Below are 26,099 nucleotides of genomic sequence, written 5' to 3' on the forward strand. Positions count from 1 at the left end.
GTCTCAACGGGATAGCCCAGCAAACTACACGTCAATCGCACGAGGGGCAATGGCTCGCGTCGCCCCCAGGAGATGTGGCAGTTGTGTTGTCGCTCTGAATTTGGAAATGTACGTACTGGACTGCCCAACCCTGATGCGCGAGTTAATCTTCCCATTTGACCTCAAAAAAATAGCGCTACATCGAAAGCAGTCCACGATCCGAGCACCGCTTACCTGTCCAGTTTGAACCGCAAACGTACACTATTGCCCACAAGCCGAAATTTGGAACGACTGTCTGGGCTGAATGGGTTGGGAAGCCTATAAATCCGGGGACTGTCGGAAAGGGCCTCCTCGACTATCAAAAGCCGCCAGAGGTCGCCACGAGCATGTTCTTGAGCGCAGCGAACTTCAGTTTCGCCAAGTTCGATCATGCCTGCCTCACCCTGTGTTGCCTTAACTTCATACATGACAGGTTTGTCCTTGCGGGGGACTATGAAGTCGTATCCCAGGCCATCATCGCCACGACTACCTCCAAGTACAAAATTCCTGTTTGATGACACCCAGCACAAATCATCCACGGGCCCCCGATCATGGTTCTTTAACCAGTGAAAGGCGATCATTTCACCGGCAAGGCCGACCGCATTGCGTTGAATGTCGGACATTCTGCCCGCCGTTCCCCCACCGAAACTTGTTCCGGATCGTGCGCCCTTACCTTCCTTTGTCTCCGTTGTATCTTCAAGTGCGGATCGGGTGAACGATGTCTGGAGGCTCTTCGGGTTACCAACCAAAAGCTTGTCCACTCCAGCAACCAACTCGCTCATAGTTTCGTCAAGTTCGATGGTCCGGCCCCCCAAGCTGATTTGTCGTTGTCGACGAAATCCTTCTTGTCGTTCTGCAGCTGCGGCAGATTCTTGGCCAGTCAGATCTTCAGCCTTCAACCCTAGTTGTTGGAGTTCGAGGCTAAGCGGCATGCCTTGCGGCCAGAGGTTAAGTTTGTGGAGCCAATGCGTCAGCTTCGCGTCGTTTAGTTCCTCGAAGTCGAGGGCCCCCACTAGATCCAGATGCTCGCGTACATTCGTATCGACACCGCCTTCGACCCAGACAAGATCAGGCACTGCATGGTTCAGGTCGCACCATGCCTTGATAGTTTTGCTGGTGGCACACAGTTTTTCTTGCAACGGCTTGCCGTTCATCTCGCGAATCTGTTCCCAATCAGGCAGACTCACGGAGCAAATCGCATCCCCAAGAGTTTCTGACATGAGTGCATTTATGCGCTGATCTGCGAGATCCTCCGTTAGCTCGTCTATCGTCAGTCCCCAGTCTGGGCTGGGAGTTAAGAAAACCAGGTCACGGATTGAATGCCAATCATCCTGGACCAGAAAATTCTGGAACGATTCCAGACGCGCGTGTCGCGCCATGTTGACTAGTTCCTGACGCCTCGTGCGCGTCCGGTGGCTGAACTCAAGCTCGAACCTCACAGAATGGTCCGTAACAGGGCTCCCGGGGAAGTGCTCAATTAGGTTTTGGTTGAATTCCCGCAGCCCAATTCCCAGCTTCTGTCGTAGTTCGTTAGACGTCGCCGATTCACGGGCGAACCGCAGCAGCCTTTCGGTTGCGGCATCGTCTCCAGAATAGGCTGTGACTACGGCGCTATGAACGCCGTCCATGGTAAATAAGGTGGGGTTATCCGTACGAATTGTCGAAGCGGTCTTTTCATCCCAAAGAAATGCCGCAACTTGACTCAACCGGAGCACAATTCCTGTTACTGAACCGATGACAAGGGCTTCAGTTTCAAGAACGCTTTGAAGCGGGACGCCAAGGGCATCAGAAACGTCATCGAGCGATGGGCTCTCCGACGTCAATATCGACTCACGCACTAGTTTTCTGATATTTAGCGATAGCTCCGCACTATACTTCGACTGGCCAAGCAGCTCGAGTGCGCCCTCTGCCAGTATCTCAAGCTCGGCCCAAGTTGGCGGTAGACCTCGGCTCTCGGTCAGCAGAGTTGGGGTCGCACCAGACACGGGGAGAACTCCACGCAGACGAGACGGGAGAGACTGCCTGCCTGTTGGTGTAGAAAATGAAATCGAACGGCAGAACGACAGTCGAATACGGGATAGCTCGTCAAGAGTTTTGGGTATCTGCTTGCCAGCTCGTAGCGATGGATTTTTTGGATATCGCATTGTGCAAGCTAGGAGAAGAGGCAGCCAAGGTATTTCGTCGACGAGCCGTGTTTGATCGCCCGATTGATCCCACGGAGACCCATCGGCCAAGACGTCTAGCTTTAGTCCGCTGGCCACCTGAACCTCTCCTGACCAGACTCCCTCAAGTACGCTCGCAATCTCGTTCAAGACAAGGATTTCGTCGGTTTCCACGTCAATTACTGGCCAAGCAAGCTCCCGGATTAGGCGAGTTGTTGTCGCCTTATCGTTGAGGCCAGCAACGAACAACGGTCCCGGGTCGCTCGCATTGATCGGCAATAAGATCAGTTGTCCTGACTGATCTGCTGCTATTCCGTGGGTGAAGTCCGGCTTAAATTCGAATTTCGGGTTACCGATTTGAGCCCAGGATGAAGCCAGTGTTGATCTGAAATGCTGGATAGATGTATCAGGCACCTCACCGCTATCGAGCAACTGGGACAAATGATCGATCAAAAGACAGGAATCGGATGAATCGCCCCAGACTCTCAATCCCATTCTTACCCGTTCCGTAGCAAACCTGGGCATTTCTCGCAGTATGGCTCGAATGGAAGTATCCATGACAGGGGAATATGTGACAGCCATGTGGTCTTCTGGGTAAATGAACCAAACTTCAGACGCTGATAGGAACTCCCTTTCAGCGGAGTCAGGCCCAGTTACTGGAATCCATGCGCCATGCGCCAGGAAAGCGCTCAAGGGAGTTGGAATCATGAACCAAATATTGGAATTATTGTATCTACGCCATGTCGATTGGTGATGGACTGCCCGCAGTTTCGGTAAAGTCCTTGCCAATAACTGTGCGTATGCAAATCTAGCCCTCCCCGGCGCGGAGGATATTTCTGCCTGCCCCATGAACCAATAGGTGTCATCACTCGTTCGAAAAGGCGTCTTTGGGGAAACTTGACTGCCAACGTCTCCAATTGACTCCGCCCATTGCGCCACAACTTCCGGTGGAATCTGGACATCCTTTGAAGGTCGTGCAATCCATTGGCGAGTTAATCGGTCGCCATCAATTGAGCGCCTATCCGGACGGCCCATAATCGGAAGGGCTACATCCACTCCGATCGCGCGGAGGAACTCCCGCCACCGATCGAGCCTTTTTCCAGTGAAATCAATCCTTTCTGGTTTCGCCAGTAATACGTCTTCCAGCTGGGAGAGCTCCGGGAAACTCTCAGCAGGAAGGGCCGCCAACGTTGAGAAATGGTCGGCACCATCCACTCCCCAGCCGGCCGAGAATACAGCCCGATCGGCCTTAGTCCAGACCCCACTCGCCGTAGGAACTTCCAACCGTACTGACATCAATTCTTTCGAGTGTTTTGTTGGGTTACTGGAAAATAGGCGGAAGGCAAACTCAAGCGCATCCTGCTTTTCGCGAGCCGTCGTCGGCCCAGACATCACATGGCCGAGATGCTGCAGCAATCCAGCAGTCCTAAATTGTTTGGCCAGTCCATGATCTTGAAGGAACGCTCGCCCAGGCGTTCTTTGACTCCCGCTGTACCAGTCCAGGTCTGCATGCAAGAAGATAAGTCTCCGGTTAAGTGACTTCGGAGGCGAAAAGTCAACGTCACCTTCGACAGCATCGTCGTCGTCTGTCCCCAAAGTCTTCGGGGAAAAGAAGACTGCACGATCTATCCGATGTCTTCCCCCGTCATTTCCGATATCCGTCTTTTGAGCACAGGGGACCAACTTCCCATTGCCGGCCAGAAGGATCTTCCGTCCGGCAAGAGGGGCACCGGAGGAGAAGTACCGGGGCAAGTCATCGTAAAACGAACTCCATATCGAAGTCGATGCTTTGGCAATAGCTAGATTCGATGCCAATCCCTCTACCCAGCGACCGAGCATATCCTGCTGTGGCATCAAATCCACCCCAAGTTTGGCAAGCCTGTCCATTCTCGACGGGCTCACTTGCTTGGGATCAATAAAATCAGCTCCATTGACTTTGCAAATTTCATCAAGAGTAATAACGCTCCCAGAAGCATCAGGCCATCGATGAACCGATCCCAGCGGCGCCCATCCGGAAGCGTGGCGTGGGACCCGAATGACTTCCGTCAGAATCTGACCATACAGCCTATTACAGGCGCTATCTATGAAGCGCCGGCTGCTTGGAGTCCACGCAGTGAGATCAACGACGGCGTTCGCGTCCAAGTTGGCAGAGACAAGTTGTTCTGCTGATTTGAGACATAATTCAGCTACCGACTCAAATAGCATTCGGTTTACTGGCTGCTCAATGTCGAGCCCGACTCTGGCAAAATCAGTAACGAACGGGGCGTTGATGTGACCGGTGAATGGCGCAGTTGCGTTGTTCCCCATCGGGAGGTACGTGAACGCGTGCGGAGTCTCGATTTCCCACCCGTCACCGACAGCCACGCTGACTTCGGCAGGCGCTTCCCATTCAAGCCATTTCTTGTCTAGGGCACCTTCCTCGACCGATTCATTGAGCGCCTGGAGAAGACGGTCCGGTGGCACGCTGTGCGTAAACACTCGAAAGTGTGTTTTGTCATTTATCGAGACGTGCTTGCCATGACGACCATCAGATTGTTCATGCCTGCTCAGTATCTCAGCATTCCCTTGACTGTTTGACTGAATAGTCATCGTACTTAGCCGGTCTAGAAAGAGCATTACGGGAGCAACAGACTCTTGCAGGCGAGCAAGCCGATCGCAAACTTCATCGGCGGCGCGAGCAGATGACACTGGTAGGCGAACGACCGTGACATACCCCTCATCGCGCAATTGTTGTGCTCGATCGGGAACGTCAAAGAGCGGTAAAGTCAACATGCTGTAAGAGAGGTTGTCTGCCACTAGGTCAGCCTGTGCTTCGTCGCCCTCGAGAAGCTCAACTAGGTCACTTCGGGTACCTAGTCGGAAGGAGAAGCCATTGAATCGAGGGTCGGAATAATCAAGTGCACTGTAAATCTCCGGAACATCGCATATCTGAAATACGCTCTTGAATCCAACGCCTTTATTGCCAATTCCATCACCAATGGCTTTGTCGCTCTCTCCCAGCGTTGCCATTCGTTCGAAGTTTCGCCGCGTTAGTGGGCGTCCTCCATTTGCCACATAGAGCGTACCGTGTGCTCCCTCGGTTTCATCAAACGAAATTGCAACTTTTCCACCTGTCGTCCCCCGAAGGTGTGCGTCGTAGCCATTCTGGATCAGTTCATGAAGGAATCTGCCCCGGTATTCCTTGATCGTGTGCCCGACCATGGCTTTAACCGAGCGCGCAAAGCCCACTTCGTCCTGAAGTACCGCTCTTACTACGTTCTCGGCACGATCACGGATAATTCTTGCAGGAGAGGAGTCGCCATATTCATTCGGCGATTCCGAGCCACAAAACACATCGGTTTCAGTCATGGCACTAACTCTAGCTTTTGATTGCAGCTACCGTGTTTCGATGAACCTTGAGGTGTGTCAAGGATCTGGGACAGGTCGTTGACACACCTCATAGGGCATCTCAGACCTGCCTTTGACCATGTCAAGTAGCCCGTCCTGCCGTTCGACTCCGGCCTTTACCGGTTTCCAAAACGTATGCAGGGAGACACGGCGCCGGTGCTCTAGGGCCAAGACCGCGGTGCCGTGGCGGCAGAGGGCATCGGGGGCCTAGGGTACGGCGCGGGTGGGCAGTTTCCGCCTTGGCCGGTACCAGGCGTGTTTTTCGGTGAACGTGCTGATCTGGCAGTGCAGATCAGCGCAACGAAACACCCGTTTGGTCCAATACATGCGCATCGGGTGTCCGTGGGCGTGGCTTTGAGTAGGACTAGCTGGTCGCCGTGGCCTATAGCCGCCACGCAACAAGCCGGGCATCCGACCTGGTCTCGGCCTGTTTCCACGATGATGATTTGGTTTACGGATGGTTTTTCAACGGTGAGGACGTGGATGCCCTTCACGCACAGGAGGGCATCGGCCCGTGGGCACAACCGCAGGCCAGAACACCAAGTGGCGTTAAACCTTGGCAGGGCCTCTTTGGCGGTTTCGCTAGATCGCTAACCACTCAAAGAGACCTTGTCGACTCTCACCCAGCGCCACGCCGCCTGCTCGGCTAATTACGGTCATTATGACGACGCAGCGGATTGCCCTGGGCGTCCGTAACTTCTCTAACCACCGGTTGGGCAATCTGCACAGCACTGGCGGCTACTGTCCAGATTGGAATCTATATGCCACCCATACTTAGTTGCGAACCCGTTTATCTGCCAAACGACGCCACACAGCTCTTCACGCATGGGCAACTCAGGGAATCTACTCGGTCATTGCCCGCGTACGTTCTTGCCCATGCTTAGCCTTGATTAGGCGCACATAGCCCCATTCGCGCGCGATAGCGGCTGCCACCGCAGAAGACCCACCGCTGAGATCTGGACCTTCCAAGAACAGAACGGCCAGGCTTGTCGTCCGCATGTAGATAGCCGCCGCACGTCGCGCTGCTTCACCGACCTTTTTCGCGGAAACGAAGAGGATGACATTGCTCTTTAGCGATTGAGCTATGCCGACCTCCCGGTCAATAATCTCGCGGCCACTGATTGTCGATGCCTTACTCTGCAGTTGGATCAGCAGATAGGGATTATTTGACGTCGCGGCCACCAAGTCGACCTCTGCACCAGCAGTCTGGTCGCCGCGCAGGCGCCAGCCGAGGAAGTTCGCACCCATCATTCGTACGATCTGGATGCACACGCCCTCCAGGGCCATGCCGCGTGCATGGCTAGATTCGTTCTTCTCATCGTTGACGATCTTGAGCAGTTCAGCTAAGGGACGGCGGAGTGATACAGGGTCGAGAAGGTGAGTCTGCTCCAGCACCGTTTCCATGAGCGGTTGGCTGATTATCTGTCGGAACTTGTCTGTGCGTGTAATGCGACCTGACTTAGAACCACGACCTCCCGTAGCCTTCTCGAGAGTGACCCAGCCTTCGACGGCTAGGCGCTTAACGACACGATCGGCAAACACCTTGGTGTCGAACCTAATTCCAGGGTTCTGTATCTCCGCAAGCAAACGTACCTTGGAAGCCAGCGGTGATTCCTCGTCGGTGTAGGTGGCCAGCGCACGCAGGAATGCTTGTTGCGGCTTATCGAGATCGACAATCTCGGATATCTCTGCGGTTGAGGCCCCCGTAAGCTTCTTCACAACGTCGGAGTTGATTGTCCACTGACCCTTGCCTGCGACGAAAACACCGGCGCGTTCCAGCCAGAGGCGTAGCGGGTTGATGTTCTCACCGCTGGCACCGCCTGGCTCGATGCCTAGGGCGATGAGCTCTTGGGCCACAGTCTCGGCCTTCACCTTGACGCCGCGGGATTGGAGCGAATCAACCACCTCGATGACCTGCAGACCGTGGAGGTCTAGGAGAATATGCTGTCCTAGCCGCTCGAGGAACGATTGCTCATCTTTTGTCGTGAGGAGTTCCTCACTAAGTGCGGTGAGCGCATACTCCGTGTCGCCGGTCACAAGACAATAGGAACGCATCGCCAAGAATGTGTTCATTCCGGAAATCCGACGGTTCTTGTCATCACGACTTCCGAAGAAGGCATTCCCCATCTCGCGTTCCAGGGTACCCCTGTCGCCAGGGTTGTCTCGCACCAGTTGCAATGCTTCTCGTAAATTGATTTGGTTTGGGCTGATCTGCTTACCGAACGGGAGACGCTCATCTATCTTTGACATATCAAAAGAGTGTAACGGCATGCGGGACAGTGCCGGGTTTCTCGCAGGACGTGGCTCGATTGGGGGCGACCTGTCGACACTCGGAACAGTTGTCTGCCGATGAATACCACGAGGATTGCACGGAGCACTTTGAGGACCCCGCGTGGGTTTATATGAACACAACCGCTTTTTTGTGATGTCTCGGGTCATAGTTCCCACCTTGTGTGGGAGCAAAATTGATTACACCCCGATCTGCGGATTGGGCCGTTTCTTTTTGCCTTGATAGTCCCTGGTGGCGTACCGGCGCCAGTTCCTGGACCCATGTCGCGCCCTGCAGCCATTGGAAGGCGCAGTATCCGTCTCCTCGGGGCGTTCCAAGCTTCCCAGTAGCCGCCACACTGAGTGAATCATCTCTTGCAGCGGAAACGCACAACCGCGGTGGGAACTATGTCCCGAGATCACAAAAACACAACCGCATTTTGAGCCCGCCATCCTGAACGATGCGATGCGATGTCACGTGTTAGCCATGCTCCCATTCAACGGATTCTTGGCAAGGCTAGGATCGAGTGTCCATTGAGTTTCCCCTTTTATGGGACACCGGCTGCCTACGACCCTGAGGCTCACAGTAGCTCTCTACTCTCCATGTCAATTGCCTGATCGTGGGAAGCTTGTGTTGAGGTCCAATATTGCCGTCTCGTCCTGCCCAATTGAGCCAAGAGGGGCCTCTATGCAATTTCCTTACAATGGATTCGTTGGACTCATGGTCGCGGATAGACTCATCGGATGACTGATGCTCTTTTCGAATTTGACCTGCCAAAGGGCCAAACACCATTCGGCCCCCTGCCCATTACAGACGCGCAAATTGCTGAGATCCGCCAAGCTTTTGCTGCCGCTGCCATCACCGAGCAGGGCGGGCGCAAAGCGATAATTGACTCATGCGTCCTACGCCCCGTTCAATCACTTCGAGACCTCTACTCCACAGACTTCCGCCGTGTGATCGATCGTATCCAGAATGCCAACGCAAGCCAGCCAGAGGCCGCTGAAGGGTCGGCGTGGGACAACCGCGAAGAAGACACCTGGATAGACAGGCTCTGACCCTCAACAGTCATAGTCCTACCGAAGTGTCATGTGCCATTTCCGGGGCAATTCACACGCCTCCCAATGACCTCATCAGCGTGACGAGCAGGCCACTATGAGAATCCAATATCATGTCCCTGCCATCCGCCCATTGTTCGGCGCTTACGATGTCTGAGTGAGCCGCGGGCACACGGTACATGCGATTCATTTGTTTTGCCGTACTGAGCAAATCACGGAGGTTGGTCTGCCTAATTTCCTGTCGCGAATTCAGAAATTGTGCGATAAGCCGTGCTTCAGGTTCATCTCGACCACGAAGCGCCGCATCGAGTGTGTGAAGTCGGCCGCCCAAGGTCTGGTTGAGGTTGATCGCACTGCCATACATCGCCGCAGCAGGCTGAAATACCTGTACGTTGAGGACCCGCTCGAATGCAGCTGCGATTCCAAGCAACGGGCCCGAGTGATCGGCATTGTCAGGGGCGATCAGTCCGAAGTACTCTGCTGTGACTATCATCGTCTGAGTGTGCATGTCCAATTGAGACCAGACACTTCGCAGAAGTGTCGCTGTCGCTTTCCGGGTCGGGGCAAGCGTGGCTCCCGGCAGTGTTTCCACTTGACGCTGCATTGCATCTACTGCTGCAGCTTGATGAATAGAAGCGATGAATTCACTGCGGTCTTCGTCAGATCCCCCCGGTTTTTGAGATCGGAGGAGGGACAAAGAGGTCTCGCCCAGTCCAGCGGCTTTCAAAGCCAGCAGTGCCGCAACTTCAAAGGACTCTGAAACGTCTGATCCGGGATCCAGTCCGAGAGCGTGGAGTTCACCGCCAGTACCACTTACAAGATGGTGATCAGTGGCTTTGCCAGGACTGTAGTAAAAAATGGCACCTATTGGCGGCTTGGAATAGTTCAAATTTCCGAAATAGCCCAGTAGTTTGTAAAGCTCTTCCGTGGGTATCCTATTTGGTCTGCGTCTGAGCTTTGGATCGAAGATGGCCAGTCCCCGCCCCGCAATCGTGTCTGTAGTGACAACTAGATCAGGAAAGCCTTGAAGTCCACCCGGCCCAGGCTTAAAAGACCACGACACTCCGCCTTCGGTCAGATTAGCCAACGATGCTTGAAAGTGCAGCTGCAAGTTGCCAGCTCCAATGTTCCACGAATACAGGGGTCCATTGCGTCGTAGAGCCAGGCTTGCCACAGCAACTGCTGGCGGTCCGATAAGAGCACTGATGGCATTTGACAACTTCAGCAGGCACCAAATTTCGAACAATTTGGTATCAAAGCGAGCGTCATAGAAACTCCACTCTCGGTCTCCCACATCGGCAACGGCACTGCCGTTGAGTGTGGCGGATACCCATGTGGCCAACTCTTTGTAGGGTTCCGGGGACGCAACGTGGCCGGCGTCGAGGCGGTACCCGACCCGCTCCAGTAGGTCAGGAAGCGCCGATCGACGCCATACGTTCAAGGCGGCTGCGCTCGTTCCGGAAAATAGAGGAAGCCCAAGATTCCGTCGCAGGCTACCCAGGAGTCTTTGAAGTTCCCTGAATTCTGGAGATTTGAGCGGAAGGTACTTTCGAGGAAAGGTTTCTAAATCCCGTTTGATCCAATGTGCAGCGTACGATGCCAGAATGTTCTCCGGCGTAGCGTTCTCACGCTCAACCATCCGGATGGGGTATCTTCTGGGAACTGCGATCCTCCCCTGTTCTCGGCTGTATCGTGACAGGTCAAGTCGGCCTCGAATTTGTCCAACTGATTCGGAGCTTACTTGCGTGTAACGAAACGTCGGGCGAGCAGCGATATCACCCAGAATCCCAATCAGCTTCTCGGCCGCTGCCAACGAGGCGCGCAATCTTACCGCCATAGCTAAATCATCAACAAGTGCTTCCTCAGTGGTGGTCGCAAGCTGTTGACCTACTTCCAATTCCCAAGTTGGGGCTTCAGCGAAGTACGTGGCCAACAACGGCAACGATTCATTGATAGCAGAACGACGTCCAGCTACAGTAAAGTGACCGCTAGCAGTGTCATCGTCTATTTCCTCACCTGCTATCTCCGTCATCTGGCTAGTAACCCGTGCTGGAGGCCAACCGGAGATGCTGTAAAGCGCTTTGCGAACGTGGGAGGTTCTGCTTTTGCAACCAGGCATCTACGGCGTCAAGCTGAATCCTAGTAAGGTTGCCAGCCTGCGGAACCACTCGATCAGCAAGAGCAAGATCAAGGGCGGGAATTAGGTCAAAACTATTTGGTCCAGCCGTTTGATACCTAAGCGCGAGTTGGCGATATACGTCGACAAGCTGAGCCGTGCCAATTGGCCAGCCAGGTCTACCCGACGCAGCGTCGTCGTAACGCAGTTCCGACAATAGATCGGCCAAGATACTGGATACGTGCTGCACCCGCGGATCAGTCGTAAATTGATTCAGGTCAAAATTGCCGCGATCATACGTGGATTTGAACCACTGCGCCGCAATAGTCGTCGCCTGCCGGAGTTCGTCTTGGATCTGTTCATTTTGGGGAACTCCAACATAAACGAATTGGAACCTACGGCTTAGCCCCTGAGAAAACGTATACACGTAGTTGGTGTCCACAGTATTCATTGTGGCGATGATTCGGAACCGCTTTGGTAACCAAATCTCTTTATTCTCGTCGGAGTCACCAAACCAAAGAGGCAAAGGTACATCGTCGCCACCGCCTCCCAGAACCGTGTAAAGAGGACCAATCGCCTTGTCTATTTCTGCTCGACTAAATTCATCAATGATAAGCCAGTGCGCTTGATGAGTCTCAATTTTACTCTCCTCCGGATCTTGATTCCGGCTTATTACACTTGCACACTTCAAAGCAGCCCGAGGTACATGGCCTAGCCAAGGGACCAGTGTCTCAACTCCCTTTTTTGCCGTGGGATGGAGTCCACCAATGACGTCATATGTGCTCCAGTCCGCCGTGGCGGTCTCTAAGTGTGCTGTCGCATTAAACGTCTCGGCTAGCACATAAGCCAGGGTAGTCTTGCCGGTTCCCGGAGGCCCTTGCAGTATGACGTGCCCTCCCAGCAATGCAACGACACAGCGTTCTAATAGCGCATCGGCGTCCGGTAGCAGCAAATGATTAGCGGCTGCGATTTCCCTAGCTCGAGTTGTCAATTCTTCAATATTTGCTGACTCGAGATGCAATTTTGAAACTTCTTTAGCCGCACGAAAGTCTTCGTCAAAATAGAATAGATTTGCACTGTCGGACAAACTCATTGAGTAATTTCCCTTTTAGCTAGACCGGCCAAAAATGCGGCTTTGTTCTTAGTGGTAACTCGGGCATATCGCCGGCAGACAAACGTCACTGATCGTCGGGGATTTCTACCTTCGTTGGACACCGTTTCGACCTTGAGATCCATAATCTGCCAAATTGCCGTGTCGAGAAGATCGTTGCCGTCGCCATTGGCTAGTACCAGACAGTCCTTGTGCCTCAGCCAGGCGGCTGGGGCCGAGTTCCATAGATCGGCGACCACCGTTGCATTGTCTTGTGTTATGTGATATTTCAGCGGCTGCACAGCTGCCGTTCGCAAGTCACGTTGCGCTGAAAACCATGGCAATAGTTGGCGAACATCCGAGTAACTTACTGCTGATCGGCTGTCCCAGGCAGGTTCCTGCAGCGCGAACCCGCGGTCTGCAGCTGTGTCCAGCGTCGTCCGTTCTATGTGCACACTTGACGAACTACCTGTTGCTCGTTTCGTCCAGCCGTCAAAAACGGCTATTACTTGACGATCGGCGTCAACGCCGAATCCAATAGTTTGACGGCCCTCTTCAACAAGCAAATCACCTTTATGAGATCGAGTCGTCTGGATACGATAGTTGGTTCCAGACCGCCCCTTGCCTTCGGGCGTAATTTTCCAAGCGTATGCGAGCAGCAATAAGCGTTGCTTTCCGTAAGCAAGGTCGACGCGAGTTGGATTGACGCTGCGGCCGCCACCAACGCTTTCCCGCGAGGTGACGGCCCAGCCTGCATTGCTAAAATTCTCCAGAACGATGTCAAGTGTCCCCATACGGCACACATTACCCATATTTGCGGGGCAAGGAGAAATCATGGCAACGGATCGCCCAATTTCTAGTGCAAGTAGTAGTGTCTGCCCTTCGCGATGAAGTTTTTTTGCAGTATTTCTTCCAGAGCTTTAAAGGACAATCCAGTCAGTTTCGTGTCACTTGCAATCACGGCCCCGATCGCCAACGAGTACAAGTACTCAAGACTACGTTGGTCTGTAACCTCGTTCTTGTTCCCTTCGGGCAAAGAACCAAGATGACGTCGAATGGCTGCCAACGCCACCTTGTCGGCACCATTGAGGTTCTGCGCTTTGACGTTCGAATCCGCCGTGAAAGTGATTACTAGATCAAAGAACGGCACGAGCTCGGCGCCACTTCGACCCTTGTATCCCTTCATCGAGCGCTGAACCTTGTCCAAAACACTCACATCTGTTTGCGCAAGCCCGGCATGGTTCGTTGCGCCAAGCAGCGCCGACCACACTTTGTCGTCAGCATTGTGAAAAACCACGCTTGCCCGAGCACCTGGCGCCAGGACCCTACGTACTTCTGAAAAAGCGCCTGAAAGCAATTTTTCGTAGTCTGCGAGTGACTTTCCTCCGGATGCCATCGGGAGTGACTTGTTGACAACTATTTCCTCAGTCAAATCCGTGACGTCACCAAGCCACGATTCCCAAACGACATTGCAATCACCATAGAACAAGTTCGCACCAAAGGGTGGATCCGTGAATACATAGTCAACGCTAGAGCTCGGGAGCCATGAAAGGTCTGTCGCAGACGACTGCCGGGCAAATGCCTTGTCAATTCCACCGTCCGCGTGTTCCGCGGCCGGATGGGTCGCGTAGAAGCGGCTAACCTGAGCTACTTGGTGACGGAAGATCTCAAAAACGTTCCCTTCGGCAACCAACTGCGGAATATAGAGCGTCCCAGTGAGAGGGCGCTGGCCGCCGAACGCGTTGTACCGCCGCATTCGAGTCGCGTGCCAGGCCGTATTCGTAAAGGCAAACGTCAATGCCGATCGAACCGTCGGGTCCGCCTGTGTGGCGATGTAGTGCCACAACTCGCTAAGAGCGAGTTGGCTTCGACGATTCCAAAAGTCTGCCACTTCCTTAATATTCCGAAGATGGAGCGCCGACCTTCTATACATTTCACGGTCCGGGCCCAACGGGACTTTTGGCATCCAGCGAGTAACGGGTCGCTGCGCCACCGATGTCAGCAGAGCTAGGTCGTGTTCATCCGCAGGTCCGCGTTGAAGCGTCCGACAAGAACCACACGCGACGGCTTTCTCTGCTGGCTTGCTCAGTACGCCGGTGACTCCCGAACGAGTCTGCTCATTTCCACAGTGCCCACAGGTAAGAGTTCGTGAGCTGCTGCCACTCTGAGTTTTCTGGTCCCACACGCGGATTGGCTCGCGACACCTGTCGCAGCTATGGACGTCCGTCCAAATCTGGTGGCGCAACCGTTCCAATCGACCACAAGTCGGGCAGTTAGACGCATAAAGCGCAATCTCTGTCTCCATCAGCGACGTGGTCAGGGCCGCCATAGCTGCGGCGATGATAGTCGGGCGGACAGGGTGGCTGTGATTGTGCGCTAGATGAACAGCACCAGGCGCTAGGTCTGACATGAGCGCACGCCGCCCTGTGTTGAGAGCCGCCAACCCTGTCATTCCAGAACCACAAAACGGATCAAGTACTAGACTGTCAGGTTCTGTGCTGGCCAAAATGAACGGTTCGATGGCCCCGGGTGGCACTTTTGTAGGGTAAGTGTGCACCTGGTAGGCGCTGCTTCCTTTGGATGCTGAAGTATCCGTTGGGATGGGGCGTCGAGCTACTCCGGCGGTTCCCTGAAGAATTTCCCTGAGCCGCGGGTCCATCTCCTGCTCAGTTGTTTCTGCGATAAGGGTCACGGTGTTCCTTCAATCTTAATACTGGATGCATTATCGGGTGTCGGGTTACGACTCCATGCACTCTTTTCCAACAGAAAATTCTTTGTAAGTAGGACCTCAACCTCACCGTACGAGTATCCCGCAAATGTAGCTCCACGCTCCAGCAGTATCCTCATAACTAAGGAATGAATATAGGGAGTGCTTCGCTGTCTTTGGTTAGCTGACTCGAGATGGTTGGCTATGGCTTCAATGACATCTGATTCAGCCACCTTGCCTACTGCTGACTTTCGACGCTTTGCAACCCCACCAGCACTGGAGTGGAGGTGAAGCACAAGGTCAAAGCTGGAGACCTTCTCCTGATTCGTCATTTGTTTGACCCCCTTGAAACTGGGTTGGGACTTATCAAATGCAACGGCCGATTCCAACGAAAGGTCAGCGCTTTCAATCGCACGTTCAAGACTGCTCCATACAGCGTCATCACTGCTGTGGAACATGACGCTTGCCCACGCGTCCCGCTTGAGAACCCTAGCGATTTCTCCGAAACTGGCTGCCATAAGTTGCTCATAGTCAGCTAGGCTCTTTCCCCCGTGCGCGGCCGCCAGGGAGGTCGAAACTATAGCTTCATTCGTTGTATCTGTGAAATCGTCAAGCCATGATTCCCACAGGAACGATGCATCAGAGTAATAGATGTTTGCGCCGAACGGGGGGTCGGTGAAGACATAATCAATGCTCCGGTCCTGCAAATGTTTGAGGTTTGTAGCAGAGGCTTGAGTGACGCTGCTCTGCCCAGATGTCTCACCAACCTTTGTGGCGAGTTGGACAACTGCAGTCAGTTTTCGACGGAGAAGTGAGAATACATTGAACTCATAGTTCATAGAAGCAATGTAGAGAGTGCCTGAAAGGACATTCGTTGGACGTTTCGGGTTCCACTGGTACCGGCGGGACGCACGATTCACGATAGCCGTGGTAGCGAACCGAAGACCGAGACTCTCCGGCGATTCACCTGCGATCTTCCAAACTGCGGCCAACGCTCGAAGGTTTCTCCCCGTAAAAAAATCAGCAGAGGTCGCAATTCCCAATTTGCCATGTTGTCCACGCCACATCTCGCGCCAGTCTTCCAACGGAGCAGTGGGATACCAGTCGGTGATATCCGTTCTATGGGGATAGTGAGCCATGGCAGTTTCCACTGTGGTTAGTGGCCGTTGTTCACGGCTTCGGCAACTTGTACACGCTACGGAGACCAGAACTGGAGCCCCCGGAAGAATCTTGGCATCGCCTTTGCGGAAGGAAGTAGAGCAAAGGGGACAAACTAAGTTCTTTGAAATTGTGCCGTCTGGCTGTCGCGCCGAGTCCCAAAACAGTACTTCGTGGCTGCATCCTGGGCAGACCATGGTGTCGGACCAGACGGTGTACTCGATGCGAGCGTCGCTATCACAGCGTGAACACGCTGTCCCGTAGAGCTCGCGTTCCAGTCCCGCCAGCTTGGCCATCAATGAGCTAGCCGCAGCTGCCAGGCGCTCAGGATTGTTTGGCGTGTTGTAACCGGAAGCGATATGAACAGCAGCGGGCGACAAGTCTGACAATACTCCTGTACGCCCCGAAAGCAGCGAGGCAACTCCGGTCATCCCCGAGCCGCAAAAGGGATCCAGTACCGTGTCACCGGGGTTGGTATAGTGCTCGATAACAGGAACAATTCCTTCGGGCGGGACCTTTGTGTGGTAGCTGTGCGCTCTGTAAAATATGGACCCCTTGGCGCCGACGATTTCCTTTTGGTATGGCTCGGTTACGCGGCGGCTCATGCTCGGCCGCCTTTGGCACCAAAGCGAACTTGAAGAACGACGCCCATGGCCTCGGCGATTCTGTCCAAGTTGGCCATGGTAATTTCATGCTCTCCGCTTTCCCAACGTGCAACAACCGACTGCGACGACCCCATGCGAGTCGCCAACTGATGTTGAGTTAGGCCCTGCTTCTCACGATTCATACGCAACATTGCAGCGGTTTCGGAAGAGGTTGGACCGCAAACTTGGATCGATCCTGGGGTATTGTCATTAAAAATGTCCACAGCTCCTATGCTATGAGCTGACCGCCTCTTGGGCGAAACCGACACGCCACCCAGTTCGCGCCTTGAACTGAGATTTCCGACTCATCTTGTTCCCGGCAACTGGCGAAGGGAAAGCTCAAGAGCCTCAATGAATGGCAACCCAGGATAGTTTCGGGCTGTGTGTCTTTGCCACCGGGAAGGATGCCTCGGTCGGTCACTGACCGACCAGCTTCTGCCGCCAGCCGACCGCAATTCTTCATGGAGCCACGCGATCTGGGCTCTGAAATGAGCACGCACCTCACCCGTCGGCTCTTGGCACCCATAGGCCAGCAGCGTATCGGCATTGGACCCTAGGCACTCTGCAATTTCAGGTCGCGCTGATAGCCAGAGATCATTGTCTTTCCCAATCAGATTGACGTCCAGAACACTCTGGGTGGCGATCGGAAAGAGGTTTACAATCCTCGCATCTTGATGGCCTAGAATTTTTGCAGCAAGGTCTACCCTCGCAAGCGTTCTCGCCCCAGTTGAAAGCGGCGGGTTGAACAGAATCGCTGTAAGGCCTCTGTATTCCATCGGGGCTTTCCTCAGTCTCTCGCTGTTTCTCGTCAACATTGGTGCGCTTCTGCCGAGGACAGTCAAGACAACCCATTGCAATTTCTTGGAATCCAAAGCTTACCCGCTAGAGCTAACCCGGAAATTCACTCGGCACCCAGGTTCTCATGTTCGCAGTGTGGCTCACCCGGAGCGGACAGGCGGGTTCAAGTACATCGTGACATTTCGCGCTTGATCCCGTAGTCGTTCATATCGCATCGCTGATCATTCACACAGAGATATCGGTACCGTTTTCCATCAATATGAGCCCGACTCGGATTTCATGCACCCCTTTTTGCCAGTCAACTAGTTCATAGCCGAATTCGATTCTCTACTCCACACCGCCATCGTCAGGACGACCTGCCTCAACCTCCGGCTCGGATCTGGATAGGCAGTCGAGCTGCAGAACATGGCTAAGGTCACGAGCAGGTTGGGTGGCAAGAATGGCCAACCATTGCCGCAGTAGCTATGGACATCTCGCGGTCAGCCCAAATGAACACCACAGCAGATGGACCTCTATGAATATCTACCGAACCACGTTGCGCCTTCTGGTACCCCATCATCGTTGGGCGGGCCCTCCACGCAACCAGGGCGCTGCGCGCCGGTCCCTCCTCCAAAAATTCTTCCTCGGCGCTCCTGCGTCGCTTATTTCCTCGCAAGAGTTTTTGCCCCGTGCCCGGTTCCCCAAGTTGCCCTCCGGCCCCTAAAACCCAGCGGTGATTCCTCTTACCAGAAGGCACCAACAGAGCAGGCGGCCGCGAACAACCAGCCACCGAACACACAAGAGGGGCAAGACAATGGAACCGATCAGAATCAGCAGCCCAGCCGACGCCATCAGCTACATGGGCCACAGCCTCGGCTACTGGCCACAGGAAAGCCTGGTCTGCGTCGCTCTCGAAGGCATGGGACTCGGCCCAACACTGCGGGTAAACCTGCCTTCGAACGTTGACTTCGTCGAGACCTACGCTGAACACGTAGCGCAGTTCTTTGGCAGAGACCACGACGCGACCGCAATGTTGGTGGCCCTCTTCACCCACCTCCCATGGGCCAGGGGACATTCAAAACCATACATTCCGCTGGTCCATGAGCTCAAGCAGCAGTTCGCCGCAGTTGGTGTCCTCGTCCGGTCGGTGTGGATTGTGGGCCCCACATCGTTTGCCCCATACGACGGCGCCAACCCCACGTCATGTGGCAACGAGACACCGATCTCTGCCCTCGAATCGAGCACCCTGAACGCTGAACTTGTCTACCAGGGCAGCGTCATCGAACCCTCCGATCCTGTATATATCCCTCGGAACACAGCGACCAAAGAAGACACGATTTCCGTCGAGACGGCAATGCGAGCCATGGGGTCAAGAACCGTAGAGCGGCTCGAAGCCACACGCCGTCTCTGGATGGACCTCGTTGACCACGACAGTGAACCAACTCACGAAGAACTGACCGAGCTCCTTGCCGGACTCCAGTTCGTCGGTCTCAGGGATGAGATCCTTGCCGACATGCCAGGAATCGACGAACCGATGGCAGCCACGCTCTTTGGGGCCACGCACGAAGCCCCGCAATGGGACCGGATCGACAGCTCCGAAAAGCTGCTGCGCCAGCTGCTCACCATCGCCGCCCCATCCCATGCTGCCGCGCCGTTGACGATGCTCGGGCACATCTGCTGGTGGAAGGGCAAGGGAACGGCCGCCGCGAACTACATGCACGTCGCCCTTACCTTTGATCCCGGCTATCACCTCGCTAGGCTGCTGGACCAAATGCTTGACGCCGGCGTCGTTTCCGGATGGGCGCAACACAAAGCCACTGCCTACCGCGGACGCTGATACCCGAACCATCACGCTGTAATCACTTTCAACTGATTTGGAACCAGGCGACACCCGTGACCATCATCGTCTATAGCAAACCAGGCTGCCAGCAGTGCAAGTTCACCTGTCTGACCCTGGAACGGGCCGGCATCCCGTTCGACGTCGTCGACCTGACCACGAACACCGCCGCCCTCGAATACGTCCAGGACCTCGGATATTCTCAGGCCCCTATCGTCGTGGTCAGCGACCACCACCACTGGTCAGGATTCAACCCCACCGAAATTGAAAGACTCGGCTTCACCATCCAATAATCATCACCAAAAAAGAGATCCAGTGCCGCATGCACACCTCATACGGTACTCCCCTGCGCCACCACCGCAACCACCGCAACCAGTACCCATCCCAACCCAGTCCCGTCTCAAATACACCCCAAAGTCATGTTGCTGCCGCAACCAAAAATCCTTCACACTGTTGGCACCGAAGCGGTGGCCGTCACGGCCCGCATGACGGTAAATGTGACGTTTAGTCATGGTGTAAAGCCGCTGAATCACCATGGACTGGTATGACTACGCGAACCTGCCCCGAATGCAACACCACGTTCACACCCGCCAGTCCCCGGCAGCTCTTCTGCCGACCGGAGTGCGCCCACCGCCAGCGGCAACGAAAGTACCGGCAGAGTCTTCAGGATGAAGAGCTGCGGCTGAGCGGCCATAGTGGCGAGTCCAAGGCCAATAGCCAGAAGTCGTTGGCGGCGCTCACCGCCCTCTATGAGGCGACCATCCGAAAGCTACGTCGCACGAACAAGCGCAAGCTTTCCAACCTGACACGGTCATTTGAAGGCAGGCTGGCCGAAGCCTACGAACAGCTCAATGAAAGCGCCCAGGCAGCGTCACGTGCTCAGTCGAAGGCTGATGAGCTGAAACGCTCAGTGCAGCGGTTGCAGCACGAGAACACGGCGCGGGTGCTCAGTGAACAGCAGGCAGTCAAGGACATGCAACACCTCGCCGCCAAGGTCCTGACACTGCACTCTGACTCGAACGCGCGTCTGGATCCGTCGACGGCGGCGATCTTTGCACGCCGCGGCTGGAACACGGAAATGGGCAGGTCATGACCGTCTCCATAGCCCGCCTCTCCACCGAGGCCGGCGTCTCGTACCTGCTCAAGACCACCAGCCATGCCGACGTCGAAACCCGGGACCTGACCGGCTACTACACCGCAGCGAGCAACCCGCCAGGGCAATGGCTCGGCGCAGGACTTCCCGGCATCGGAATGACTCCCCACGCCACGGTCACCGACGCAGCCGCGAAGTCCCTCTTTGAGCGAGGCGAACACCCCGACACGGGAGCATCTCTGGGCCGGACTCCCAACCAGGCATCGACCGTCACCGGTGCAAATGGCCAGCCCGTGCGCCGGGCTGCGGTGGCCGGCTTTGACCTGACCTTCAGCGCGCCCAAGTCCGTCTCCGTTCTCTGGGCCCTGGGCAGTGACGAGTACAAGGACGAGGTCATGGCAGCCCACCACGCGGCATTGGAAGCCACCCTGGCTTGGCTGGAGTCCTCGGCCATCCACACCCGTGCCGGACACGGCGGCGTCGCTCATGTCGGCGTCCACGGTGCCATCGCGGCCGCCTTCGACCACTGGGAGTCCCGCTCTGGAGACCCTCAGCTGCACACCCACGTCGTCATCGCCAACAGGGCCCAACGCGTTAGCGACGGCGCTTGGACCACCCTTGACTCACGCACCCTTTACAAGGCCACCGTGGCCGCCAGCCAACACTACAACGGGCTCCTCTATGACCAACTCGGCCGGGATCTGGGAACCGCGGCCGAAGTCCGCACGCCCACCAGCACCATCCACAACTACAGTTTCGAACTCTCCGGCGTGGACGATGAACTCATCCACGAGTTCTCCAGCCGGTCCCGGCTGATCGACATTGAAGCGGTCCGGCTCATCTACGACTGGGCCGAAACCCACGGGCGGGAACCCAGCAACGCCGTCAAACTCAAACTGCGGCAACAGGCGACCCTGTCCACGCGAACCGCCAAGAACCACGACGTCGTCCCTTTGAACACCCGTACCCGGCAATGGCGCGAACGGGCTCAGGCCAAGGGATTCAATCCCGAGGCCGTGCTGGCGGCCACCATCAACCGCTCACGCTCTCATCCGCTCGCCGCCGCCGACGCTGATGCTGTCTGGATCGACAGCACTGCCGGGCTGGTCAAGGACCTGGTCGCCAGGCGCCGGGCGACCTGGAACCGCTGGAACCTGATCGCAGAAGCGGAACGGGTGTGTCTGGAGATCCGCTGCGCCACCTCCGCCGACCGGATTCACCTTATGGACGCCATCGCCACCTCCGCCGAGGAGCAATCCGTGGCGCTCAACGAGTTCCGTTACGGCATCCCCACCACCACAACCCCGGACCTGGCCTTCAACGACCGCAATGTCTTTGACCTGGCCAGCGCCCACCTGTTCACCGATGTCTCCACGCTGGCGAATGAGGCGGCCATCATGAACGCCCACACGCACGACGCCGGCCCCCACCTCGAGCACACGACCGTGCAGGATGCCCTGCAACAGTTCCACAGCATCCGGGGAGAGTTCCTGCAGGGCGAGCAGGCCAGGACGGCCGAGGCCGTCCTGGCCAGCGGGAGGCTGCTGGATGCCGTCGTTGGCCCGGCAGGGACCGGCAAGACCACCACGATGAGCGCCGTCAAGACCCTCTGGGAAACCCAATTCGGTGCGGGAACTGTTGTGGGGCTGGCCCCTGCCGCAGCCTCTGCTGACGTCCTTGGCCACGAGCTCGGACTCGCCACGGACAACGTGAGCAAATGGCTCTATGAATCCACCGGACCCGGCGCCGCCATGAGGGCAGGACACTACGCCGAAGCCGCAGAAAGGTACCAGGGAGCCTGTCAATCCCCACGCCAGGACAATCAGGCCCAGAAGGTCTTGGAACGCCTTGCACAGCGCATGAGCACCCTTGCAGCGACCCAAGCAAAGTGGCAGTTCCGACTCAACGAGCTGGTCATCATCGACGAAGCATCCATGGTCTCCACCTACCAGCTCGCCGCACTCGTCGACCAAGCCACAGGTGCCGGGGCCAAGATCCTGCTGGTCGGCGACCCGGCACAACTCGATTCCATCGACGCCGGCGGCGTCTTGGGCTGGCTGGACCGGACCGGCTGCGCCGAACGGCTCAGCACGGTCTGGCGCTTCACGAATGAATGGGAACGCACCGCCTCCCTGAAACTGCGCACAGGCGACCTCGAGGTCATCGCCGACTACACAGCCCATGAACGCATCAGCAGCGGCACCTATGACGCCATGGTCGATGACGCCTACAACCGCTGGGATGCCGACATTCGCACTGGCAAGACCTCGATCCTGATCGCCCCCGACAATGACACCGTCGCCATGCTCAACGAACGCGCCCAGGCAGACCGTGTCGGATCCGGTGCGGTCGACGCAGAATCCACCGTAAACCTCAGCGACGGGCTTCACGCCGGACGCGGCGACACTATCCTTGCCCGGCGCAACGACCGCCGACTCCTCGACGACACCGGAGACTTCATCCGCAACGGTACTCTCGTCACCATCAGCGGTGCGCCCAACCCGAACGGCTCCATCGCCGGGTTCCGCCAAGACAACGGCGCACGCATCGTCCTAGGCGCTAGCTACCTAGCCGAGTCCGTGGAACTCGGCTACGCCACCACGGCCCACCGTTCCCAGGGAATCACCGTGGACACCGGCCACACTCTCGTCAGCGACGGCAGGCTCACCCGGGAACTCTTCTACGTCTCCATGACCCGCGGGAAGGCCGGTAACCACGCCTACATCAGCGAACCAGACCCCCGCGACCATCACGGTGTGGACCCATTGTCTCTGCCGGACTGGCGGCAAATACTCGCCAGCATTCTCTCGGTCGAAGGTGCCGAACACACCGCCCACGAGGTCCGGGAGGAACAACGCAACGAGACCAACTCCCTGTCCCGTCTGCTTGCCGAACACGATTACCTAGCCCAGATCGCCGCGTCTGACGACGTCACCCAACTCATCAGCGCTCACTCCCCGGACCTTGTGGCAGAGATGCAAGCATCCCCGTCCTGGGGCGCCATGGTCGCCGCTTGGCGACGAACCGCAGCCACGAACCGGCTCCTCGCCGCACAAGCACTAGTAGGCGGGATTGAGCCAACCGCTGGCGCCCGCGACGTCGCCGCCGTCGCGCACTCCCGCCTGCAAGCCCTCCAACAGAGGTTACCCGCCACAGCATCACTCACGATGGCGCAGGTGTCAGTGCCCACTGACCGAGAAGACCTCCGTGAACTTCTAAACGACGTTCAACAGCGGATCACTAAACGACTCTCCGCGGTAGCCGTCCATGCCCTGGCCAACGAAGAACCCTGGATGGACCAGCTGCGTGCACAAACCGGCATGCAAGCCAACGACGAAGTGTGGAAATCCCTGATTCGGGACGTCGCAGGATTCCGCGACCGCTGGGACATCGACAACCCCGAACTTCCCCTCGGAGCACCTCCCAGAGCTACGGAATGGGAACAATCCGACCAACGATCCCGGCTAGCAGCCAGCATTACGACCGCCCAGACCACTATCCCCACGACTAGGCCGTCAGCTTCGTCGCCTGAGCCGAGTACTCGACCAAAATCACCAGTGCCCGTTGTCGGCCCCTCGCTGTAAAATCGGCACATAGGCAGAGGTTGCGCATCATGAGAACGAACCCGATGGTCAAACCCCAGGCCTCCTCCGGCTGGGCAGTCACACTCACCGTGATCAGTTGCGTCTGCCTTGCCATCGCCACCCGGATGTTCTGGGGACAGTTTTCCCCTGCGGCGGTCGGCTGGTTCTTGGTGGCTGCCGCAGTCCTCCTAGCCGGCGTGGCAGCAGCCATTTGGTTCGTGAAGATCCGCCGAACCAAAGCATGGATCACTCATGCCATCCAACAATGGGAGCACTTTACCGCAGTCAAAAGTCAGCTTGGCGTTACCACCGAAGTTACTGTCCTCGACATCCAAGCGCTGGACCCAATAGGCACATGGGTCACCATCAGATGGGACAAATTCGGATACGTTCAACGGGCATGGATGGAGGCCATCCCAGATGAAATCTGGCGAGGTTCTGTCCTACTCATCTCGCCTGATCCGGCCCAGATTCAAGTCCATGGCCCATGGCCCGAGATCTACTATCTGATGGCGATTGATTACCACGCTTTCGCAGCGGCACAAGCGCTCCCATACTTCAGAGACCATCGGTATCACCCGCTCGCCCGTACCAACTCTTTCAAGGCTTAGCTAGCATTCGACCAATAGTTGACGACCACCCAACGGCGGGCTCCATATGAGTCGGCGTTTTCCGGTCAACTTGCACCCAACCAGCTGCCCTGAGGAGATATTCATCAAAGTTTGGTGGCGGCAACCCGTAATCGCTAGGCAACGTATTCCTCAGCTTTGAACTGACTCGTAAGACATAGCTTTCGGGACACTTTGCCTATGATCCAGTCGATGCCAACCTGAGAAGGCCGAACGGTCGATGTTCAGAACCTGATGAAATAGATTTCAGCAGTCGAATTCACCGACGATAGGTGCCAGCACGGGAACGGCAAACGGTGCCTCCGATAATGCCTATAGATCGGCAAATCGAACCACCGCGGGTCAAGCCGACTTCCACCAAGATCGCCGGTTGGCATGCGCATCACACAAGCGTACGCATGAAGAAGCACAGTGCCTTGCTGCGCGTCCGAGCCGGAGCAAGGGTGTTCCCTCGGTGTTTCTTAGCACCTGGCTGACGGCATGATTCCTTGATTCGTCAGAGATTACTTCGTGTCCAGCTTGAACGCTTCCCTAGCTTGATCGACCATCAATGGAACATAAGACCCCTTGCGGGAGAAGCCGCCACCGAAGTGTCTCTTGAACTGTTCACGCGCCCTTCCCGTCAGTAGTTTGGGGTTTGCTTCCAACATCTGATTGGTGCTGCTTAGGATTTCCGGAGACGTGAACGATTCGGCGGCCTGGAGGAGAGCTTCCCGCCCCTCGTCTCTAATGTCGGCGTTGGCCAGAAGGCGTACTTGCTCGCTTGCGAATGCGAGGGCCAACATCATGGCCAAGTGCCGACGGTCTGCCTCTTCGCGACTCATCGTGGTCCGTGGTTCAGTCAATACCTTCTCGACCGCCGTGGAAAATTCATCAACTGAGACAGTCGCCGTAAGTGCAGGCGCAGGCTTCGGAATGTCTTCTCCAGCCGATTCGGCTGACTTCTTGCTACCCCGCTTCGGAAGCGTTAGACGAACGCTCAATAAGCCCTGCCACCGTCGCATCACACCTGGTTTGCCCGTGCTTGCCCACCAACGGACGACGACTGGCCCACCTTTGACGGCCAAAAGGTGGAGGGCGTCCAAAACGGCTTCAGCAAGAATCTCCGCCATCCTGTCTATAAAATCGTCGTGCGGGCCACGTTCATCGTCGTAGTCATCGTCGGCGCGATACTCGTCTTCATCATCGATATCAAAGTGCACCTTTCGCATCTCCGGAGGCCCCATCATGGAGTTATCCTCGTCGCTAAAGAGAAGTGCCCTGTACGTTCCATCGGTGTCACGAGACTCAGCAAGGTGTGCCCCCTCGGGAACATGAACTTCCCACAAATCATCGCGGTCGCGCATTTGATGTCCTTTTCTGGCGGCAAGTGGTGGGCTAATCACAGCGTACAAGAAGGTTCAGAAACCGTGTTTCGACCGGCGTCCGGAAGGGTCCCTACAGAATCGTCCCGCAAGCCGCTTCCGCAGCGGCACCCCTGCGGGCATTCTCCTAGGAGACGGTAAGCGTCACATTTCCTGGCGCCTAGAGACGCGACATCTGCCGCTACATAATTTCCTCGTTTGCAAAATGG

The 26,099-nt window shown here is 56.1% G+C and carries 16 protein-coding genes and 1 pseudogene; 6 read left to right on the forward strand and 11 right to left on the reverse strand.

The window, feature by feature from the left end:
- Positions 1 to 209: 209 nt before the first annotated feature.
- Positions 210 to 5,528, reverse strand: coding sequence for a DUF3883 domain-containing protein (locus tag CXQ94_RS17100; protein WP_104091794.1), 5,319 nt, complete (start codon positions 5,526 to 5,528; stop codon positions 210 to 212).
- Between the two features lie 882 nt (positions 5,529 to 6,410).
- Positions 6,411 to 7,817 carry a hypothetical protein gene (locus tag CXQ94_RS17105; RefSeq protein WP_104091795.1) on the reverse strand — a complete coding sequence of 469 codons (1,407 nt, stop codon included), beginning with the start codon at positions 7,815 to 7,817 and terminating at the stop codon, positions 6,411 to 6,413.
- 762 nt (positions 7,818 to 8,579) lie between these two features.
- Here CXQ94_RS17105 and CXQ94_RS17110 point away from each other — a divergent pair.
- Positions 8,580 to 8,891 carry a hypothetical protein gene (locus CXQ94_RS17110; protein WP_104091796.1) on the forward strand — a complete coding sequence of 104 codons (312 nt, stop codon included), beginning with the start codon at positions 8,580 to 8,582 and terminating at the stop codon, positions 8,889 to 8,891.
- A gap of 52 nt (positions 8,892 to 8,943) precedes the next feature.
- Here the strand turns inward: CXQ94_RS17110 and CXQ94_RS17115 are convergent, their stop codons facing one another.
- The 8 genes and pseudogenes from CXQ94_RS17115 to CXQ94_RS17145 all read right to left on the reverse strand — a co-directional run bounded on the left by CXQ94_RS17115 (position 8,944) and on the right by CXQ94_RS17145 (position 17,421).
- A complete protein-coding gene (locus CXQ94_RS17115; protein WP_104091797.1) occupies positions 8,944 to 10,923 on the reverse strand; it encodes a hypothetical protein in 1,980 nt (659 codons plus the stop codon).
- 4 nt (positions 10,924 to 10,927) lie between these two features.
- The gene (locus CXQ94_RS17120; protein WP_104091798.1) at positions 10,928 to 12,100 is read right to left on the reverse strand and encodes a MoxR family ATPase; all 1,173 of its coding nucleotides are present in this window, start codon (positions 12,098 to 12,100) and stop codon (positions 10,928 to 10,930) included.
- A complete protein-coding gene (locus CXQ94_RS17125) occupies positions 12,097 to 12,891 on the reverse strand; it encodes a hypothetical protein (RefSeq protein WP_104091799.1) in 795 nt (264 codons plus the stop codon). Before CXQ94_RS17125 ends, CXQ94_RS17120 begins: the two co-directional genes overlap by 4 nt.
- 62 nt (positions 12,892 to 12,953) lie before the next feature.
- Positions 12,954 to 13,988, reverse strand: coding sequence for a hypothetical protein (locus CXQ94_RS23145; RefSeq protein ID WP_258067170.1), 1,035 nt, complete (start codon positions 13,986 to 13,988; stop codon positions 12,954 to 12,956).
- Between the two features lie 495 nt (positions 13,989 to 14,483).
- A pseudogene (locus CXQ94_RS23150) lies at positions 14,484 to 14,756 on the reverse strand (DNA methyltransferase); the annotation flags it as partial.
- Positions 14,757 to 14,785: 29 nt separating this feature from the next.
- Entirely contained in the window at positions 14,786 to 16,567 is a 1,782-nt protein-coding gene (locus tag CXQ94_RS17135; protein ID WP_104091801.1) for a DNA methyltransferase, read from the reverse strand.
- Entirely contained in the window at positions 16,564 to 16,830 is a 267-nt protein-coding gene (locus CXQ94_RS17140; protein WP_258067163.1) for a helix-turn-helix transcriptional regulator, read from the reverse strand. Before CXQ94_RS17140 ends, CXQ94_RS17135 begins: the two co-directional genes overlap by 4 nt.
- Positions 16,831 to 16,911: 81 nt before the next feature.
- Positions 16,912 to 17,421: a DUF1643 domain-containing protein gene (locus CXQ94_RS17145; protein ID WP_306418916.1), complete on the reverse strand. Its 510-nt coding sequence runs from the start codon at positions 17,419 to 17,421 to the stop codon at positions 16,912 to 16,914.
- Positions 17,422 to 18,197: 776 nt separating this feature from the next.
- On the opposite strand from CXQ94_RS17145, the gene CXQ94_RS17150 reads away from it, so the two are divergent.
- From CXQ94_RS17150 to CXQ94_RS17170, 5 genes are all read left to right on the forward strand, one after another.
- The gene (locus CXQ94_RS17150; RefSeq protein ID WP_104091803.1) at positions 18,198 to 19,220 is read left to right on the forward strand and encodes a DUF4192 domain-containing protein; all 1,023 of its coding nucleotides are present in this window, start codon (positions 18,198 to 18,200) and stop codon (positions 19,218 to 19,220) included.
- Positions 19,221 to 19,276: 56 nt separating this feature from the next.
- Complete coding sequence (locus tag CXQ94_RS17155) at positions 19,277 to 19,513, forward strand: glutaredoxin domain-containing protein (protein ID WP_104091804.1); 237 nt, start codon at positions 19,277 to 19,279, stop codon at positions 19,511 to 19,513.
- Between the two features lie 251 nt (positions 19,514 to 19,764).
- A complete protein-coding gene (locus CXQ94_RS17160; RefSeq protein WP_104091805.1) occupies positions 19,765 to 20,313 on the forward strand; it encodes a hypothetical protein in 549 nt (182 codons plus the stop codon).
- Positions 20,310 to 23,897 carry a MobF family relaxase gene (mobF, locus tag CXQ94_RS17165; RefSeq protein WP_104091806.1) on the forward strand — a complete coding sequence of 1,196 codons (3,588 nt, stop codon included), beginning with the start codon at positions 20,310 to 20,312 and terminating at the stop codon, positions 23,895 to 23,897. Before CXQ94_RS17160 ends, mobF begins: the two co-directional genes overlap by 4 nt.
- Positions 23,898 to 23,926: 29 nt before the next feature.
- Positions 23,927 to 24,508 (forward strand): hypothetical protein, encoded by a 582-nt coding sequence (locus tag CXQ94_RS17170; RefSeq protein WP_146070339.1) that lies wholly within the window; start codon positions 23,927 to 23,929, stop codon positions 24,506 to 24,508.
- A gap of 521 nt (positions 24,509 to 25,029) precedes the next feature.
- On the opposite strand, the gene CXQ94_RS17175 is transcribed toward CXQ94_RS17170, so the two are convergent.
- Entirely contained in the window at positions 25,030 to 25,872 is an 843-nt protein-coding gene (locus CXQ94_RS17175) for a hypothetical protein (protein ID WP_104091808.1), read from the reverse strand.
- Positions 25,873 to 26,099 lie beyond the last annotated feature (227 nt).

It is taken from the genome of Arthrobacter sp. GMC3, from assembly GCF_002929305.1.
Taxonomy (GTDB): domain Bacteria; phylum Actinomycetota; class Actinomycetes; order Actinomycetales; family Micrococcaceae; genus Specibacter.

Excerpts from the sequence above, each read along its gene's own strand:
- CXQ94_RS17125 (WP_104091799.1), bottom strand. The coding sequence starts at position 12,891 with ATGGGGACACTTGACATCGTTCTGGAGAATTTTAGCAATGCAGGCTGG.
- CXQ94_RS17100 (WP_104091794.1), bottom strand. The coding sequence starts at position 5,528 with ATGACTGAAACCGATGTGTTTTGTGGCTCGGAATCGCCGAATGAATAT.
- CXQ94_RS17135 (WP_104091801.1), bottom strand. The coding sequence starts at position 16,567 with ATGAGCCGCCGCGTAACCGAGCCATACCAAAAGGAAATCGTCGGCGCC.
- CXQ94_RS17105 (WP_104091795.1), bottom strand. The coding sequence starts at position 7,817 with ATGTCAAAGATAGATGAGCGTCTCCCGTTCGGTAAGCAGATCAGCCCA.
- CXQ94_RS17175 (WP_104091808.1), bottom strand. The coding sequence starts at position 25,872 with ATGCGCGACCGCGATGATTTGTGGGAAGTTCATGTTCCCGAGGGGGCA.
- CXQ94_RS17150 (WP_104091803.1), top strand. The coding sequence starts at position 18,198 with ATGGAACCGATCAGAATCAGCAGCCCAGCCGACGCCATCAGCTACATG.
- CXQ94_RS17120 (WP_104091798.1), bottom strand. The coding sequence starts at position 12,100 with ATGAGTTTGTCCGACAGTGCAAATCTATTCTATTTTGACGAAGACTTT.
- CXQ94_RS17160 (WP_104091805.1), top strand. The coding sequence starts at position 19,765 with ATGACTACGCGAACCTGCCCCGAATGCAACACCACGTTCACACCCGCC.
- CXQ94_RS17110 (WP_104091796.1), top strand. The coding sequence starts at position 8,580 with ATGACTGATGCTCTTTTCGAATTTGACCTGCCAAAGGGCCAAACACCA.
- CXQ94_RS17145 (WP_306418916.1), bottom strand. The coding sequence starts at position 17,421 with ATGTTGACGAGAAACAGCGAGAGACTGAGGAAAGCCCCGATGGAATAC.
- mobF (WP_104091806.1), top strand. The coding sequence starts at position 20,310 with ATGACCGTCTCCATAGCCCGCCTCTCCACCGAGGCCGGCGTCTCGTAC.
- CXQ94_RS17170 (WP_146070339.1), top strand. The coding sequence starts at position 23,927 with ATGAGAACGAACCCGATGGTCAAACCCCAGGCCTCCTCCGGCTGGGCA.
- CXQ94_RS17115 (WP_104091797.1), bottom strand. The coding sequence starts at position 10,923 with ATGACGGAGATAGCAGGTGAGGAAATAGACGATGACACTGCTAGCGGT.